The organism is Rhizobium sp. GCM10022189 (assembly GCF_042656325.1).
Lineage (GTDB): Bacteria > Pseudomonadota > Alphaproteobacteria > Rhizobiales > Rhizobiaceae > Rhizobium.
Map to the genome: position 1 here is coordinate 383,805 of NZ_JBHSOR010000049.1, position 17,519 is coordinate 401,323.

Consider the following 17,519-nt stretch of genomic DNA (forward strand, 5'->3'; position numbering starts at 1 on the left):
TCAGGATGCGCGCCAATTTCCGCATGCAGCGGCTTTTCATCGATGCTCCCTTGTCGAAGGGTGCCGCCGTCGAAGCCAGCGCCGACCAGTTCAACTATCTCGCCAACGTGCTGCGCATGGAAGAGGGCGCGGAAATCCTGGTCTTCAACGGCCGCGACGGCGAGTGGAAGGCGAGCCTTTCCTTCCCGACGCGCAAGCGCATCCTGCTGACGGCGACCGAAGAGACGCGGCCGCAGCCCGCCCCTTGCGACCTGCACTATCTCTTCGCGCCGCTGAAGGTCGGCCGCATGGATTATCTGGTCCAGAAGGCGGTGGAAATGGGCGCCGGCCTGCTGCAGCCGGTCATGACCCAGCATGTGCAGGGCAGGATCACCAATCTTGACAAGATCCGCGCCAATGTCATCGAGGCGGCCGAACAATGCGGCGTGCTCGGCATTCCCGCGGTGGCCGAACCGGTCAGGCTTGCCGATCTGCTCGACCGCTGGCCGGCCGACCGGCGCATCATCTATTGCGACGAAGGCGATGCCGGGCAGAACCCGCTGCCGCTGCTTTCAAAGGTGAGCGAACGGAAGCTCGCGCTGCTCGTCGGCCCGGAAGGCGGCTTCTCCGAAGAGGAACGGGCGCGGCTGCGCAGCCTCGATTTCGTGACCGCCATTCCGCTCGGGCCGCGCATCCTGCGCGCCGATACGGCGGCTGTGGCGGCTCTGGCAGTGATACAGGCTGCCATCGGCGACTGGAATTGACTACCGCACGCCGATAGCGCGGAAAGTGCTGCTATTTTTTTGATGACCTGTTGAAACAATTTCACTTGCAACTTAGCTGACTTGGGCACTAATCACCCTTCCAATTGCCCCGGCCCCGGCGCTTTCCGAATACAGGTAATTTCATGGCTCGCGACACTACCGACCAGACGCCGCTCTCTTCGGTTCAGGAGCTGACCGACTATCTTGCCGCCGGCAACAAGCCGAAGGAACGGTTCCGCATTGGCACCGAGCATGAGAAGTTCGTCTTCTTCCGCAAGGACAACAGCCCGGTTCCCTATTTCGGCGAGGCCAGCATTTCGGCGCTCCTCAAGGGCCTGCAGGCCAGGAGCGGCTGGGAGCCGATCATGGACGGCGACAACATCATCGGTCTCGGCGAGCAGAACGGCATGGGCGCCATCTCGATCGAGCCCGGCGGCCAGTTCGAACTCTCGGGCGCGCCGCTCGAAAACATTCACCAGACCTGCAAGGAATCCAACCTGCACCTGGCGCAGGTGCGCGAGATCGCCGAGCCGATGGGCATCGGCTTCCTCGGCATCGGCGGCAGCCCGAAATGGACCTATGCGGAAACCCCGCATATGCCGAAATCCCGCTACGAGATCATGACCAACTACATGCCCGAGGTCGGCACACGCGGCCTCGACATGATGTACCGCACCTGCACGATCCAAGTGAATCTCGATTTCTCCTCGGAAGACGACATGCGCCGCAAGATGCGCGTCTCGATGAAACTGCAGTCGCTGGCAACAGCGCTTTTCGCGTCCTCTCCCTTCACCGAAGGCAGGCCGAACGGCATGTTCTCCTGGCGCGGCGATGTCTGGCGCGACGTGGACAACCAGCGCAGCGGCCTCCTGGACTTCACCTTCCGCGACGATTTCGGCTTCAAGGACTATGCCGAATGGGCGCTCGACGTGCCCATGTATTTCGTCATGCGCGACGGCCACTATCACAAGGCGACCCATGTCACCTTCCGGCAATTCATGAACGGCGCGCTGAAGGGCGAGATCGCCGCTTACGAGCCGACGATGGGCGACTGGACGAACCATCTTTCGACGCTCTTTCCGGATGTGCGCCTGAAACGTTTCCTGGAAATGCGCGGTGCGGACGGCGGTCCGTGGCGGCGCATCTGTGCGCTGCCGGCCTTCTGGGTCGGCCTGCTCTATGACGACGCCGCCCTCGAAGCGGCCGATTTGCTGACGAAGGACTGGCGTTTCGACGAGGTCAACGCGCTGCGCAACGCCGTGCCGGAAGAAGGCCTGAAAGCCAGCTTCCGCGGCCACCAGCTGATCGAGACGGCGCGCGAGGTCGTCAATATTTCCCGCGCCGGCCTCAAGGCGCGCAACAGGCTGAACGGCGAGGGTGTCGACGAGAGCGTCTTCCTGGCGCCGCTCGACGAGGTTCTCGCCAAGAAGGCGACGCTTGCCGAGGATCTGCTGGCGCTCTATCACGGCCGCTGGAACGGCTCGGTCGAGCCGGTTTTCCAGGAATATCAATATTAAGAGGCAACAGGCCCTTTCCAAAAAGCCGTTTGCGCATTGCCTTTTCGAGCTATAGTGGCGCGAACATGCGCCACGACTCGGGAAAGGGACTCTTATGCTGCCGCTTTTCGACATGATGATGCAGGCGCAGAACGGGGCGGCGATGGATGCCATCGCCAAACAGTTCAACCTCGCCCAGGAACAGGCGACGAAGGCGATGGCGGCACTGATGCCGGCTTTTTCCGCCGGCCTCAAGCGCAGCACGGCCAACCCTTACGATTTCGCGGGCCTGATGCAGGCGGTGGCCTCCGGCAATTATGCCAAATATTTCGAGGACATGAGCAAGGCCTTCACGCCCGAGGGCATTTCCGACGGCAACACCATTCTTTCCCAGGTCTTCGGTTCCAAGGAGGTCTCGCGCGCCGTCGCCGCGCAGGCCGCGCAGATGACCGGCATCGGCCAGGAGATCTACAAGCAGATGCTGCCGGTCATGGCCGGCACGCTGATGGGCGGGCTTTTCAAGCAGTCGACGGGACAGATGGCCTCGCCGGTCAACCCGTTCGTCAATACCGCCATGGGCGAGACGATCCAGAAATGGCTGGAGAGCACCGGCTTTGCGCCGAAGCCGAAGGCGGCACCCGAACCCAGCATCTTCGATAATCCGTTCACGCAGGCCATGCAGCTGATGTTCAGCGTGCCGAAGCCGGAGCCTCAGCCTGAGCCGGCCAATCCCTTCCTCGACAATCCCTTCGCCAGGGCATTCCAGGACATGATGGCAAACCTTCAGCAGCCCGCGGCCAAGGCTGCCGAGCCGCCGAAGGAAGAGCGCAAGGCCGAAAACGACAGTTATGCGCAGATGCTGAATACGATGTTCGACAGCGGTCTCGAAGTGCAGAAGGGCTATCAGAAGAGCCTCGAAGCGATTTTCGAGGCCTACCGGCCGAAATCCACGCCCTCCCCCGAAGCCCCCTCTTCCACGGCCAGGAAATAAAAAAACCCGGAGATGGCTGGGAAAGCCGATCACCGGGTCAAGCGGCAGGGCTATTGGCTATCACCCTGCGGGGAAACGCGTGCGCTCAGCCCCTGTAGGGGCGCGTGAGCGCGATACGCCAGCGGCGCTTGGCCGCCTGCGTCAGATGCTCCGACGGATCTTCAAAGAAGGTCGAAGCCAGGAATGCGGAGGTGACGTCGGCCCGCGTCAGGCCGATATCGCGCAACTGATAATCATCGAGCTCGTGCAGCCCGTTCACCTGCGAACGATTGCGCAGAATGCGAAGAGCGGTTGCCAGCGGCGCGAAAGCGGCCATGAGACGCCGGGTGAACGTCGGGGCGAGCTTGCCGCAGTCGAGTTCTAGTGTCTGTTCATGAGTGCGCATCGAACTCTCCTTTCTTCGGGCGCAGAACAGCCCACCCCGCCTGCGAGGTCGTGCAGGAAGGGTCAAGCCGGTCACAGGGCGGACAGGCAGGGTGTCTGTCCTTCACTTTGCTTGATTTGCATCCCGAAGATGCCAAAGGAGTATTGATCAGTCCAACGAATGTTTCTAATGATTAGCATCAGCGATCTTTATGGATGGACAAGATCATGTCGGCGCCTCTTGATATCGACCAGTTGCAGACCTTCATCGCAATCGTGGACTCCGGCAGCTTCACCAAGGCCGCCGACAAGGTCTACAAGACACAGTCCGCCGTCTCCATGCAGATGCGGCGGCTGGAAGAGCGCATCGGCAAGCAGCTCTTCATCAAGGACGGCCGCGGCAACCGGCTGACGGTGGAGGGCGAGAAGCTGCTCAACTATGCGCGCCGCATCATCCGCCTGAACAACGAGGCGATTGCCGCCTTCGATGACAACCGGCTGGAAGGCACGCTGCGCATCGGCACGCCAGACGATTACGCCGATCGTTATATGCCCGAGATCATCGGGCGATTTGCCAAGACGCATCCGAACGTCGAGCTCTACATCGTCTGCGAGCCTTCGGTGGATCTGGCCGAACGCATGCACAAGGGCGAGCTCGATATCGCGCTTGTGACGCACAATCCGCGCGAGCGCATTTCGGATGTGGTGCGCACGGAGCCGCTCTGCTGGGTCAGTTCCGCCAACCATCCGATCCGGGACGACGCTCCGGTGCCGCTGGCCGTCGGCCGGCGCGACTGCCAGTGGCGCCAGCTTGCCTGCTCCGCGCTCGATGCGGTCGGCCGCGAGTATCAGGTCCTGTTCACGAGCTGGTCCTGCACCGTGGTCGCCTCGGCCGTACTTGCCGGCATGGCGGTTTCGGTCATGCCGGAATCGGCGCTGCGCACGGGCATGAAGGTCTTGAGCCAGGCAGACGGTTTCCCGGCGCTGCCGCCGGTCCAGATCGGCATCATGAAGCGGCCCGGCGTTTCGCTGTCGCTGATGAATGCGATTACGGCGCATATCACCGCCTGCCTCGACAATATCACGCCGACCGTCATCGAGGACGGGCTGGAGCACGATATGAAGACGGGTTACGCCCGCCACTATCCGCGGCTCAAGGCTGCGGCGAGTATGATGCCGAGCTGGTAGGCGGTTTCAAGCCGCCGAAACGGACGTTGGAGCAAAGAGGGAAGCGCGGATCACGCGCTTCCATTCCTTGAGAATATTCTCGCCGAAGCCGTTTTCGCTCAATACCGCAAGACGGACGGCCGCACCGATCAGGTGACTGAACAGGTAGGTGCGCGCTTTCATTTGTTCGTCGCAGAATTCCGGCGCCAGGCGGCGCACGGCTTCCTGGAATATCTCGGCGACATGGCCGCTGTGCTCGATATTCAGGCGCAGGAGATCCTGATCCGTCTCCGTGCCCATCCAGACGCCGAGATAGGCGGCATCGTTGCGGTATTCGGCATAGTACCAGTCGATCATTGCGGAGATCAGGTCGAGCGCTTCGTCGAAGGACTGGACGTCGGCGAACATTTCCGCCGTCTTCTGCTGGATCGCCTGGGCATGACGGTCGAACAGCGCTTTGACGATCGCCGCCTTCTCCGGGAAATATTGATAGACCGAACCGATCGGAACTTTTGCGGCGACCGCAAGCTCGGTCATCCGCATGGCGCTGACGCCCTTTTCCGCGATGATGGCGGCGGCGGCGTTGAGGATCAGATCCAGCCGCTGGATGCTCCGCTCCTGTTTCGGCTTCCTGCGAAGAGCAATGCGATCCGAAATGTCCGCGTCCATGTGGTTCCCATCTGTCTTGTTATTGAGCGACGGAGGCAATGTGTCATACCGGCGCGTCGGGCCGATATGACATGCAGGTCTTCATCCGTCGTAAATGGAAATGGTCGGATTTTAGGCAATGGCAAGAGCCCATGGAAAACGGGGCGTTACACCCCGTTTTGGTCTGTGTGAAAACTGCTCTTAGCACTTTGTTCAGCAAGGCGGCCCGGTACCTGTCGGCCGGGTCCGCCGCCTTGCTGCGCAGGGCGAAAGCCCGGCTCAGGCAAGGTTCTGTTTCAGAAACGCGACCGTGCGGCTCCAGGCGAGTTCGGCTGCCGCCTTGTCGTAGCGGGCAGCCGACGTATCGTTGTTGAAGGCGTGGTTGACGCCGTCATAGACGTAGATCTCGAATTTTTTACCATTCTCCTCCAGCGCCTTCCGGAAGGCATCGATGCCGGCATTGATGCGGTCGTCGAGGCCGGCATAGTGGAGCAAGAGCGCCGCCTTGATATTGGGGACCTCCGCAGCCGGCGGCTGGGCGCCGTAGTAGGCAACGCCCGCTCTCAGTTCCGGCGACTTGGTGGCGAGATTGTTGACCGCACCGCCGCCCCAGCAGAAGCCGATCGCGCCGACATTACCGTTGGCCGCATCGAGTTTGGAAAGGTAGGCGACCGTCGCCTCGCCATTGGCGGCAACCGTGGCCGCATCGAGCTTGCTGAACATTTCGCGCGCCTGATCCTCATTCTGAGGCGTGCCGCCCTGCGGCGACAGGAAATCGGGAGCAAGTGCCACGAAGCCTTCAAGCGCCATGCGGCGGGCGACATCGCGGATATGCGGGTTGAGGCCGCGGTTTTCATGGATAACGATGACGGCGCCGAGCTTGCCGGACGCGTCCTTCGGCTGCACCAGATAGCCTTTCATGTCCCCGCCGCTGCCGGGGTAGATAATATCCTGCCCGGTCAGACGATCGTCGTTTTCGGCGACGACCTCGGCGGCGGCCTTGTTGGCGGCAAGCAGCGGCGCGATTGCCGCAGCCGCGGTTGCCGAACCGGCAAGCTTGGTGAGCTTGTCCATGAAACTGCGGCGATCGAGCGTCAGATGCGTATATTCATCATAGGCGTTGATCATCGCCTGTGTAATGACGGGCTTTTCCATGACAGACCTCCTCTGTTCCCTACCCCATGCCCAATCGGCATGGGAGAACATAGGTCAGCGGCCGATAACGCAGGAACAAAACTCCGTTACCGGACGCGTTCGGATCAGGAGAACAGCATCCAGCCGGCAAGCCAGGCCCACATGGCGGCGAGCACGACGAAACCGGCGGCGAAAAGCGGGCTGCGGTAGCGCAGGTCGTTGCTGGTGACATGCACATAGGCATGCGCATAGCGCAGAGCGACGAACAGCCAGGCAAGCAGGACGGCGACGAGATTATCGGCCTCGGTAATATAAAGAAGAATGCTGCAGGCATAGAAAAGCACCGGCAGCTCGAACTGGTTGGCCAGGCTGTTCTTGACGAAGAGACTTTCGACCGGCTCGTCGCGGTTTTCGCGGTAACCGGATTTCTGCATCCGCCCCTCGCGGACGTCCTTGCCTCGGCGCAGGCCGAGCAGGCCGTAAAGGATATAGACCAGCAGGACATGGGCAAGCAGAGGCCAGAACATCTCATAGCCGGTCATCGATCATTCCTCTCCTTTGGCGACAGCGGGGAGCAGTAGCGGAAAGACCGGACCGATGCCAGAGCCAAGGCGGCCTGCGGCGATGCCACCAGCGGCGAAGATTTCGGCGCCGGCGATGAAGCTCGAATGTTCGCAGGCGGGGATTTCCTTGCGGCACGGCTCTCGCAGCCGGCGTGGCGCTGGCCACAGCAGAGCCATTCCGGCAAAGATGTGCAGCGGCCCTGCGCCGGCAATTGCGCAAAAGGAAAATGCAGCAACCGATCAGCCTTCGCGCGAACCGCCAAGAAGCGCGCCGCGCACGATCAGAATGGCGCAGACGGCAAGGCTTGCGAATTTCAGCTTGGTCATCCACGGCAGGATTTGCGCCGCAATGCCTGCAGCACCGCTGTCGCTGAAGGCAAGGAGGCTCGAGATGTTTTCGCTGTAATCCGCAAAGCCGTAGATGAAAGGCAGGAGATAGGTGATGCGCCCGAGCAGGCGGGGCGCCTGGCGGCCGCGCCATGTCTCGATCGGCCCGAGCCGCAGGAAAATCAGAAACAGAAGTGCCGTCAAAAGGGCGGGAAAGACGAGTTCCGGACCGAAATACATGGCCCGGAGAATGCGGCTGGCCGTCTCGTTCTGATCGAGCAGCGCCTGCATATCGAAGACGGCGGATTCGTCGTAACCGGCGAAATAGGTGTCGAGTACCGCCTGGCCCGTCTCATGCTCGAAGGGCATGGTGAAGCCGAAGGTCGTCCAGCCGAGGACGACGAGGCAGAGGGCGGCGAGCAGCGCGATGATCCACAACGGAATTGCGCTGCCCGCCTTCATGGTCAGACGCCGACGCCCGGATAGTTCGGGCTTTCGCGGGTGATCGTCACGTCATGCGGATGGCTTTCGCGCAGGCCGGCGCTGGAGATGCGCACGAAGGTGGCGCGGTCCTGGAACTCCTTGATGTCCTTGCCGCCGACATAGCCCATGGCCGCCTTGAGGCCGCCGGCGAGCTGATGCAGCACGCCGGAAACCGGACCCTTGTAGGGAACCTGGCCTTCGATGCCTTCCGGCACCAGCTTCAGCGTGTCGCGCACTTCCGCCTGGAAGTAACGGTCCGCCGAGCCGCGCGCCATGGCGCCGACGGAGCCCATGCCGCGATAGGCCTTGAAGGAGCGGCCCTGGTAGAGATAGACCTCACCCGGGCTTTCGTCCGTGCCGGCAAGCAGCGAGCCGACCATGACGGCGGAGGCGCCCGAAGCGATGGCCTTGGCCACGTCGCCCGAGAACTTGATGCCGCCATCGGCGATGACAGGAATGTCCTGCGCCTTCGCGGCCTCGACCGCCGACATGATGGCGGCAAGCTGGGGAACGCCGACGCCGGCAACGACGCGCGTCGTGCAGATCGAGCCCGGTCCGATACCGACCTTGACGGCGTCGGCGCCGGCATCGATCAGCGCCTTGGTGCCGTCATAAGTCGCGACATTGCCGGCCATGATGCGAACGGAATTGGAAAGCTTCTTGACGCGGCCGACCGCTTCGAGAACGCGGGCCGAATGACCGTGGGCGGTATCGACGACGAGCAGGTCGACGCCGGCATCGATCAGACGCTCGGCACGCTCGAAACCATCCTCACCGACGCCGACGGCAGCGGCGGCCCGCAGGCGGCCCTGCGCATCCTTGGAGGCGTTCGGGTTCAGCTGCGCCTTTTCGATGTCCTTGACGGTGATGAGACCGACGCAACGGCCTTCGCCATCCACCACCAGCAGCTTCTCGATGCGGTGGGCGTGCAGCAGCCGCTTGGCCTCCTGCTGATCGACGCTTTCCTTGACCGTCACGAGATTTTCGCGGGTCATGAGTTCGTAGATCTTCTGCTTGGGATCGGAAGCAAAGCGCACGTCGCGATTGGTCAGGATGCCGACGAGGCGGCCGGACTTCTCGACGACCGGGATGCCGGATATGCCGTGCATCTTCATCAGCGCCAGCGCATCGGCAAGGGTGGCGTCCGGGCCGATCGTCACGGGATTGACGACCATGCCGCTTTCGAACTTCTTGACCTGGCGAACCTGCTCGGCCTGTTCGGCCGGCGTCAGGTTCTTGTGGATGACGCCGAGGCCGCCGGCCTGGGCCATGGCGATCGCCAGCCGGCCTTCGGTGACGGTATCCATCGCGGCCGAGATGATCGGGATATTCAGTTCGAAGTCGGGGGCGATGCGGGTTGCGACACTCGTCTGGCCGGGGAGGACTTCGGAATGACCGGGTTGCAGCAGCACGTCGTCGAAGGTGAGTGCGTCCAGTCCGGTCGGCGTTTCTATGATGCGAGCCATGGCCAAATTCCTTCAAGAAAGAAAAATGCGCCCCACCCGGTACGAATCGTCCGCACCGGCGGTGTGCATGAGTTTATGGAAGTTGGCGAGGGCTGGTAACACGTCTATGACAGGAAGGAAATAGCAAAATAGCCCGGCTGGCCGCCGGGCTCGGTATGGCAGCTATGCAGATTGAACGTGCCGCATATCGTTGCCGCAAAACCGCTGCGCAGTTTTGCGCGACATGCCTGGTTCAAATGTCGAACTGACAGGTCTTCGGCACGAAGCGATAACCGGTCCCCTGCTTCTCGACGAAACCGACCGAAGGGAACGGCATATCCATGCTCGACCCTGTGCGGTGCGTCGCAGCACGCCCACCGATAGGATCCGGTCGATTTCTGGCCCCGGCCAGGTAAGCATATGTCAATCATGAGAGGCGAAAGTGTCGAGCAAGCCGTCTCACGCAGTCGTGATTCAAACTTGTAATGGAACCCGATTGGGGGATTGGCACAGCCGACAACTGGGACTACACAGCACGGGCCTTCCGCGCCCTTTCCGCCCCCATCAAGGCGATCGCCTATGAACCGCATTGTCCCCCTGATCCTTGCTGTTGCCCTTTTCATGGAACAGATGGATTCGACCGTGATCTCGACGGCCCTGCCGGCCATCGCGGCCGATCTGCATGTCGGGCCAATCACCCTGAAACTGGCGCTCACGTCCTATATGGTGGCGCTGGCGGTGTTCATTCCCATCAGCGGCTGGATGGCCGACCGTTTCGGCGCCAAGAAAATCTTCCGCCTAGCGATCTGCGTCTTCGTCGTCGGCTCCATCTTCTGCGCCTTCTCCTCCAGCCTCGTCGAATTCGTCTTCGCGCGCTTCCTGCAGGGCATGGGCGGCGCGATGATGACGCCGGTCGGGCGCCTCGTGCTGGTGCGCACCACGCAGAAGAGCGAACTGGTTTCGGCCATGGCGCTCTTGACGATTCCCGCCCTTGTCGGCCCGCTTGCCGGCCCGCCGCTCGGCGGCTTCATCACCACCTATTTCAGCTGGCACTGGATCTTCCTGATCAACGTGCCGGTCGGCGTCATCGGCGTGTGGCTGGCGACCATCTTCCTGCCGGAAATCGAGGCCACAGCACCGCCGAAGCTCGATTTCAACGGTTTCATCCTGACCAGCCTTGCCGCTGCCGGCGTCGTCTTCGGCCTGTCGGTCGTCAGCCTTCCGGCGCTGCCGCCGATCATCGGCATCTCGGCCACGGCCATCGGCATCATCTGCGGCGTGCTTTACGTGCGCCATGCCAGGCGCTATCCGACGCCGATTCTCGACCTGAACCTGTTCAAGAATTCGACCTTCCGCGCCTCGACCAGCGGCGGCACGCTGTTTCGCATCTGCGTCGGCGCCATGCCTTTCCTGACGCCGCTGATGCTGCAGCTCGGCTTCGGGCTGACGCCCTTCCAGTCCGGCCTGATCACCTTTTCCGGCGCGATCGGCGCCATTACCACAAAGTTCATCGCGCGCCGCGTCTACAAGGCGATCGGGTTCCGCACCACGCTTCTGTGCGCCGGCGCGGTGACGACGGTCGTCACAGCCGTTACCGGCCTCTTCACGCCGGACACGCCACATCTGCTCATCATCGGCGTGCTGCTGCTCGGCGGCTTCTCGCGCTCCTTCATGTTCACCGGCGTCAACGCGCTGGCCTTTGCCGATATCGACGATGCACAGGCAAGCCAGGCGACCTCCATGGCCTCCGTCATGCAGCAGGTGAGCCTCGCGCTCGGCGTTGCCGTTGCCGCCTCGATCCTGGAAACGTCGATCTATCTGCGCGGCGCCGAGCTGCAGATCGTCGATTTCCACATCGCCTTCTTCGTCATTGCCGGCCTGACGGTGCTTGCCACCATCCCCTTTGTGCGCATGGCCAAGGATGCCGGGGCCTCCGTTTCCGGCCACCGCGCCAAGCAGGTGCCGCCGGCGATCAATGCCGAACAGCAACCGGTCAAATAAAGGCCGCTCTTCTGCCTTGCGAACAGATCAGGCGCTCTCGGGCGCCGCTTCGGCCTTGCGGCCCTTGAAGCCTTTCGCCAGCAGGAACATTTCCACCGATTCGGCGCGCGACGAGGCCGGCTTGACATGCACGACCTGGCGGAAATGCTGTTTCAGCATGGCGAGCAGATCGCGCTCGGTGCCGCCCTGAAAGGTCTTGGCGAGGAAATGCCCGCCCTCGCCCAGCACTTCGATCGCGAAATGGGCGGCGACCTCGCAAAGATGCATGGTGCGCAGATGGTCTGTGCGGTGGTGGCCGGTCGTGGGGGCGGCCATATCGGAAATCACCAGATCGGGCGTGCCGCCGACGGCCTCCATCAGCTTTTCGGGTGCGGTAGGATCGAGAAAATCGAGCTGGAGGATCTTCACGCCCGGAAGCTGCGCCATTTCCAGAAAGTCGATCGCGGCCACGCGGATATCCTCGTCCGTCGACCCCGTCACCTTGGCGGCGATCTGCGACCAGCTGCCGGGCGCGGCGCCCAGGTCGATGATGCGCTTGGCGCCCTTCAGGATGTTGTATTTCTCGTCGATCTCCAGCAGCTTGAAAGCCGCGCGGGCGCGATAGCCTTCGAGCTGCGCGCGCTGCACATAGGGATCGTTGATATGGCGCTGCAGCCACTGGCGGGAGGAAGCCTTCAGCTTCTTCTTCTTGACGCGCTGGCCGAGCTTGCGGCCGATCGGTGCCTTGGTCATGCCTACCCCTTGTTACCCCGCTGGCCGCGGCGGCTGCGGTGCCGCCGCCACACACCGTCATCGGCCATCATGTCGGTGAGCAGCCCTTCCCTCAAGCCGCGATCGGCAACCCGCATGCGCGGGCTCGGCCAGCGGCGGCGGATCGCCTCCAGAATGGCGCAGCCGGCCAGAACCAGATCGGCGCGGTCCGGCCCGATACAGGGATTGGCGGCGCGGCTTTCGAAATTCCAGGAAAGAAGCTTCGCCTGCATGGCGGAGACCTCGTCATCCGACAGCCATATGCCGTCGACCTTGCGGCGATCGTAACGCGGCAGGTCAAGATGCACGCCGGCAAGCGTCGTCACCGTGCCCGAGGTGCCGATCAGATGGAAATCGCCATCCTCGGCAATTTCGATTTCCGGGCAATCGAACGCCGACAGCATGCCGGCGACTTCGCGCACCATGCCCTCGAAAACATCGGGCGTCACATCGCGGCCGCCATGGCGTTCCGACAGCGTGACCACGCCGACGGGAAGCGAGGTCCAGTGGGTGATGTGGTTGGCGAGGCGGGCGAAGCGGTTGTCGCCGATGCGGATGACGGCGATTTCCGAGGAGCCGCCGCCGATATCGAACAGCACGACGGAGCGCGCCTCGCGCCCGACCAGCGACGAGCAGCCGGAAACGGCCAGCCGCGCCTCGGTCTCCCGGTCGATGATTTCCAGTTCCAGCCCGGTCTCGGTCACGACCCGCTGCAGGAATTCCTCGCCATTGGCCGCCTGCCGGCAGGCTTCGGTGGCGATCAGCCGCATGCGGCGGATTTCGCGGTTGCGAAGCTTGGAGGCGCAGATGCGAAGCGCATCGATCGCGCGCTCCATCGCCTCGTCGGACAGCCTGCCGCTGGCGGCAAGCCCCTCGCCGAGACGCACGATGCGCGAGAAGGCATCGACGACGCGAAACTGGCCGGGGCGCGTCGGCTGGGCGATCAGCAGGCGGCAATTGTTGGTGCCGAGATCGAGCGCGGCATAAAGTTCGTCCGGCCAGGGATGATCGCCGGCGGCCCGCTCCTCGTCATGACCCGGCTGGCGGTTTCGGCGATGGCCCGCATCGGCATCCTGCCCCTCGCGGAGCAGAGCGCGCGAAGGGGCTTCGGCGCGCTGCTCCGGCCGCGCGGACGGCGGCGCCTGCACGGGAGCCAGCGGCCGGCCCTGCAGGCCGCGCTTGCTGCGATGTTTGCGCCGGTTGCGGCGGCTGGAGGACGAATCACCCTCCGGGCGCGGAGCTTGACCGTGACCGGCGGCCTGAACCACGGGCTGCGACGGGGCGGAACTATCGGATTGAGATGCACCACGCCCACCACGACGGCGGCGCTTGCGCTTACGGGCCGGGCTTTCCGGATCGTCCTTCGGGCGCGCAGCCTCGCCGGCATGGCCGGCAAGATCATGCGAAGCGGGATGAGCGGCGCTGCGGGATTGCCCGCCGCGCTTGCCCTTGCGGCGCCTGGACTTCTTGCCGTCCCTGCGCCCTGCCGCCGACGCCCCGTCAAATTGCGGCTTTGCGCCGCCCTCGGGGTCTTCCACGTTCGTTTTCCACCGCGCCGCGCAAGTCCGGAAAGGTATGCAGCAGGCGCTCATTCGATTTTTGCGTTGGCGCGAGAATATCAGCGAGCGACGAAATCACCAAATTCTTTTTGATTCCGGATTTTAGCCGTTCAATTTTCACCCGGATTGGCAGGATGGAATTTTTTCAAAACGGGTATTTGCATTCCGCCCGCTTTTGTTTATAAGCGCCGCACACCAGCCGAACCGGTGCGGTTCGCAGCTGCTGGGGAATAGTTCAATGGTAGAACAGCGGACTCTGACTCCGTCGATCTTGGTTCGAATCCAGGTTCCCCAGCCAACTCCTCAACTCTCTTGCTGATACTATTCGCCGGATCCTGACGCCGAGGCCGCAACATTGCCGGCTTTTCCGGACGGGTCATCGTTGATAGAAAACCTAGCGAATATATCCGCTCAGAGAGACGCCATGCAGATTCCCACAGGTAGCGAAGGCGAGCGGCTGCTGGCGATCCTGGACCTCTGGCACAAGATCGAATTCTTCATCCCTTACGATCTCTCCAGGCGGGCGGCGGGCGATGAAAACAGGACGGCGTTTTGGCTGCATGCCGAAACGCTCGAGGATGACAGTGCCGCCGTGCGACGGCCTGTCGTCCCCGAGCACAAGGAGATCACCGGGCTTACGCTATTCCTTGGCGTTTTCAGCAAATCGGAGACGACGAGGGCCAGCAGGAACTTTGCTAGCCCTGCCGGCGGCATGGCGGACTTCGAGGATGCGGAGCGAGGCGACCTGGATGGAGACACCTGCTTTGCAAGCCTGGAGCTCGATCCGCACGGCAATCCGATTTTCCAGACGTTTTCCATCTCGACTCTGCCCTGGGCACTTGGGCAAATCCGCGAACATGGGCTTGCGGCCCTCAGTTCGGAAGCATTCGCCGACGGCAAAAAGCGCCTGCAGGAATTGCTTGGAAATTTCCAGGCCCAGCGCCGCCTGTCCCATCAGCCTTCCGAGGAAGGCGACAACCAGCCGCTCGCGCCGGCTGAGATCCTTGCCCTTCATGCTTTGCTGTGCGAATGGGCCGGCTTCGTGCCCGATAGCGGCAAGCCGATCGCGCTTGTCGAAATCCGCTATAGGGACAAGCCGTCGAAACCGACGGTAAAGCTCCTGCCTGCGCCGCCGGAGCACGGCGCGGCCGGCGACGACGACCATGACGAAGAAGACATCACGCCCGACCAGGAAATCGGGATTTTGAACAGTTTCTTCATCGAGGATATCGAGCGGGCGATGGACTGCGTTCGCAGCGGCGCCGTGCCCGAACCGCTGAGGCGATACTTGACGCCGCTTGCGCCCGGTGCCCGGATCGACCTCTACACGGAAGCGGGCCGCCGCGCCCTCATCCGGTCGCTGCATCCGCGGAACCTCAATACCGGACGCTGGCTCGCGGAAACCCATCATGCCATGAGCCTGATGCAGCAATTCGCAATCAATACCGCCCTGGAAACCCTCTCGGACACGGGGCTATTTTCGGTCAACGGCCCTCCTGGGACCGGCAAAACCACGCTGCTGCGCGACATATTCGCGGACAATATCGTGCGGCGGGCGCGCGCCCTCGCCGCTTTGAGAACGGCGCGGGATGCCTTTGACGACGCATCGCGAAAGATCCGTTTCAGGGATGGCAGCGAGGCGTCGATATCGAACCTGGATACCAGCCTTACCGGCTTCGAAATGGTCGTTGCTTCCTCCAACAACACGGCGGTCGAGAACATATCGCGCGACCTTCCGAAGCAAAGCTCGATCACGAAAGGCAAGTCGTTCGGCTATTTGCAGAGCGTTGCCCACAAGATCGCCGCACAGAAAGACAATGGCAGCTTCACCGCCCTTGACGATGAAACCCGCCCATGGGGACTGATCGCCTGCGCGCTCGGAAAGAGCGGGAACCGGCGCGCGTTCAAGGAGCGCTTCGCCTTCATGCCGGCCAAAGACAAGGACAAGGCGAAGCCCGGCTGGTCCGGCCCGGACATGCCGCAGACGATCTGGGAGTGGCGGACCAGTTACAGCGGACCGACATTTGCCGAAGCAGGCCGTCGTTTTCGCGACGCCGACGAGGCGGTTCGCTCGATGATCGACGAATACGGGCAGCTTGCCGATCTCCATGGTGAAATCGCCACGACGTCCCCCGATGCCTTCTGTGGCCCGGCGCGTAAAGCCGTGGAGACTGCGGAGGCCGCAGTTCTGCTGGCTCAGGATCGGTATGCCGCAGCCGAGTCTCAACTCCTTGCCATCCGCGCCGAATTGGCCCGGCTCAAGGAAGAGGAGCGGCTTCTCGACCGTTCGACGCCGGCCTGGTGGAAAAGGATGCTGCCCAGCAGCGACAACCAGGAGCACAGGAAAAATATCAAGTCGAATGCCCGGGAGCAGATCGCGCTGCGCCGGACGCTCGGCGGCTGCGAACGAGATCTTGCGGGTAAGCACCGGCCCGCCCTGGAGAAGGCTCTGCAGGAGCGCGAGCGGGCCAAAAGGGACCTGAACGCCAGACAGAAAGCCTGGGATGAAAAATCCGCAAGGTTCGAAGAGCTGCGGCAGAGGTTGGGCGGGCCGGCCCTGCCCGTAGACCTTGACGATCTGGAAACCGACCGTTTGCAGATCGAGGGGCTCTGGCACTCCGACAGGCTGGCCGACCTGCGCTCCACCTTGCTGGAAGAGGCATTGACACTGCATGAGGCATGGCTGGCGGAGGTCAGCAAGCCGGGCGGAGGTTTCGGCGGAAATATCGTGGCGATCACGAAGCTGCTTTCGGGAAATGTTCCTGACGACGCAGCCGGCGTCCTGCCCATATGGCAGAGCCTCTTCATGATCGTTCCCGTCATTTCGACGACGTTTGCCTCGCTTGCCCGTCAGTTCGTCGGCCTCGGACCGGCTTCGATCGGCTGGGTCTTCGTCGATGAGGCCGGCCAGGCCGTGCCGCAGGCTGCCGTCGGCGCCCTGATGCGCGCACGCCGCCTGATGGCGATCGGCGACCCCCTGCAGATCGAGCCGGTCTTCACCCTGCCCGGCGCCCTCATTCGGTCACTCTGCCGCCTGTCGCCGCACACAAGGACGGAGACCTATTCGCCCAACCATGCATCCGTGCAAACACTTGCCGACGCGGCAAACCGCTATGGAACGGCCTTGCCGTCGGAGGATGGCAACGGGCTTTGGATCGGCAGCCCGCTCCGAGTGCATCGCCGCTGCATCGACCCGATGTTCTCCATCGCCAATCGGATCGCCTATCGGGACAAGATGGTATTCGGATTGAAGGAGCGGCAGCCGGCCGGTGACGCTTCGCCCTTTTATGGCGACAGCGTCTGGATCGACGTCAGGGGCAAGGTTGTCGGCCGGCAGCGTGTTCCCGAACAGATCGACTTCGTCGTCGATGTCCTGACCGCAACCTACCGCCGGGACGGGGTGCTGCCGGACCTCTACGTCATTTCCCCGTTCAAGGAGATCAAGAATGCGCTGAAGACGGCGCTGGAAAGGGCTGTGTGGATCGATGCGGCCGGCTCCCGCACCTCGCCTCCGCAACTGAAGAAGTGGCTGAAGGACAGGATCGGGACTGTTCATACTTTCCAGGGCAAGGAAAGGGACACCGTCTTCATGGTGCTCGGCGCCGACAGGGAGCATGCCGGCGCTGCCGCCTGGGCTTCTTCGAAGCCCAACCTGCTGAACGTGGCCCTGACACGCGCCCAGCGACGTTTTCATATCGTCGGGGACAGAGGCTTTTGGGAAACGATGCGGTATTTCAGAGAGGTTGCCGGCGCTCTCGAGCCCGTCAGTGCGCAGGATTTTCTGCACGCGCTGCGATCGGCACCGCCGGTCGTCGAAACGAGCGCGCGGCGAGATGGATCATTTTAGCG

General features: G+C 62.7%; 14 protein-coding genes and 1 tRNA gene. 7 read left to right on the forward strand and 8 right to left on the reverse strand.

Features of this window, described 5'->3' with window-relative positions; translation table 11 throughout:
* Positions 1–5: 5 nt before the first annotated feature.
* From ACFPWW_RS22980 to ACFPWW_RS22990, 3 genes are all read left to right on the forward strand, one after another.
* The gene (locus tag ACFPWW_RS22980) at positions 6–743 is read left to right on the forward strand and encodes a 16S rRNA (uracil(1498)-N(3))-methyltransferase (RefSeq protein WP_377313320.1); all 738 of its coding nucleotides are present in this window, start codon (positions 6–8) and stop codon (positions 741–743) included.
* A 143-nt stretch (positions 744–886) separates the two neighbouring features.
* Entirely contained in the window at positions 887–2,260 is a 1,374-nt protein-coding gene (locus ACFPWW_RS22985; protein ID WP_112704649.1) for a glutamate--cysteine ligase, read from the forward strand.
* A 94-nt stretch (positions 2,261–2,354) separates the two neighbouring features.
* Positions 2,355–3,230: a DUF937 domain-containing protein gene (locus tag ACFPWW_RS22990; protein ID WP_377313322.1), complete on the forward strand. Its 876-nt coding sequence runs from the start codon at positions 2,355–2,357 to the stop codon at positions 3,228–3,230.
* Between the two features lie 85 nt (positions 3,231–3,315).
* Here ACFPWW_RS22990 and ACFPWW_RS22995 read toward each other — a convergent pair whose 3' ends face one another.
* Complete coding sequence (locus ACFPWW_RS22995) at positions 3,316–3,615, reverse strand: DUF1127 domain-containing protein (RefSeq protein WP_377313324.1); 300 nt, start codon at positions 3,613–3,615, stop codon at positions 3,316–3,318.
* Positions 3,616–3,821: 206 nt separating this feature from the next.
* Between ACFPWW_RS22995 and ACFPWW_RS23000 the strand changes: the two genes are divergently transcribed.
* Entirely contained in the window at positions 3,822–4,781 is a 960-nt protein-coding gene (locus ACFPWW_RS23000; protein ID WP_112571053.1) for a LysR substrate-binding domain-containing protein, read from the forward strand.
* A 6-nt stretch (positions 4,782–4,787) separates the two neighbouring features.
* On the opposite strand, the gene ACFPWW_RS23005 is transcribed toward ACFPWW_RS23000, so the two are convergent.
* The 5 genes from ACFPWW_RS23005 to guaB all read right to left on the reverse strand — a co-directional run bounded on the left by ACFPWW_RS23005 (position 4,788) and on the right by guaB (position 9,381).
* Positions 4,788–5,429: a TetR family transcriptional regulator gene (locus ACFPWW_RS23005; RefSeq protein WP_377313326.1), complete on the reverse strand. Its 642-nt coding sequence runs from the start codon at positions 5,427–5,429 to the stop codon at positions 4,788–4,790.
* A 258-nt stretch (positions 5,430–5,687) separates the two neighbouring features.
* Positions 5,688–6,563: a dienelactone hydrolase family protein gene (locus ACFPWW_RS23010; protein WP_377313328.1), complete on the reverse strand. Its 876-nt coding sequence runs from the start codon at positions 6,561–6,563 to the stop codon at positions 5,688–5,690.
* Between the two features lie 104 nt (positions 6,564–6,667).
* Positions 6,668–7,084, reverse strand: a complete 417-nt coding sequence (locus ACFPWW_RS23015; protein ID WP_112570948.1) for an MAPEG family protein — start codon at positions 7,082–7,084, stop codon at positions 6,668–6,670.
* Between the two features lie 261 nt (positions 7,085–7,345).
* Positions 7,346–7,894: a hypothetical protein gene (locus ACFPWW_RS23020; protein WP_112570944.1), complete on the reverse strand. Its 549-nt coding sequence runs from the start codon at positions 7,892–7,894 to the stop codon at positions 7,346–7,348.
* A 2-nt stretch (positions 7,895–7,896) separates the two neighbouring features.
* Positions 7,897–9,381 carry an IMP dehydrogenase gene (gene guaB, locus ACFPWW_RS23025; RefSeq protein ID WP_112570942.1) on the reverse strand — a complete coding sequence of 495 codons (1,485 nt, stop codon included), beginning with the start codon at positions 9,379–9,381 and terminating at the stop codon, positions 7,897–7,899.
* Positions 9,382–9,939: 558 nt separating this feature from the next.
* On the opposite strand from guaB, the gene ACFPWW_RS23030 reads away from it, so the two are divergent.
* On the forward strand, positions 9,940–11,361 hold the full coding sequence (locus ACFPWW_RS23030; RefSeq protein WP_112759318.1) for a DHA2 family efflux MFS transporter permease subunit: 1,422 nt from the start codon (positions 9,940–9,942) through the stop codon (positions 11,359–11,361).
* Positions 11,362–11,388: 27 nt separating this feature from the next.
* Here the strand turns inward: ACFPWW_RS23030 and ACFPWW_RS23035 are convergent, their stop codons facing one another.
* Positions 11,389–12,093: an RlmE family RNA methyltransferase gene (locus ACFPWW_RS23035; protein WP_112570938.1), complete on the reverse strand. Its 705-nt coding sequence runs from the start codon at positions 12,091–12,093 to the stop codon at positions 11,389–11,391.
* Positions 12,094–12,095: 2 nt separating this feature from the next.
* Positions 12,096–13,649 (reverse strand): Ppx/GppA phosphatase family protein, encoded by a 1,554-nt coding sequence (locus ACFPWW_RS23040; protein WP_377313331.1) that lies wholly within the window; start codon positions 13,647–13,649, stop codon positions 12,096–12,098.
* A 245-nt stretch (positions 13,650–13,894) separates the two neighbouring features.
* Here ACFPWW_RS23040 and ACFPWW_RS23045 point away from each other — a divergent pair.
* Positions 13,895–13,968, forward strand: a tRNA-Gln gene (locus tag ACFPWW_RS23045).
* A 126-nt stretch (positions 13,969–14,094) separates the two neighbouring features.
* Positions 14,095–17,517: a DEAD/DEAH box helicase gene (locus tag ACFPWW_RS23050; RefSeq protein ID WP_377313333.1), complete on the forward strand. Its 3,423-nt coding sequence runs from the start codon at positions 14,095–14,097 to the stop codon at positions 17,515–17,517.
* The last annotated feature ends 2 nt before the right edge of the window (positions 17,518–17,519 follow it).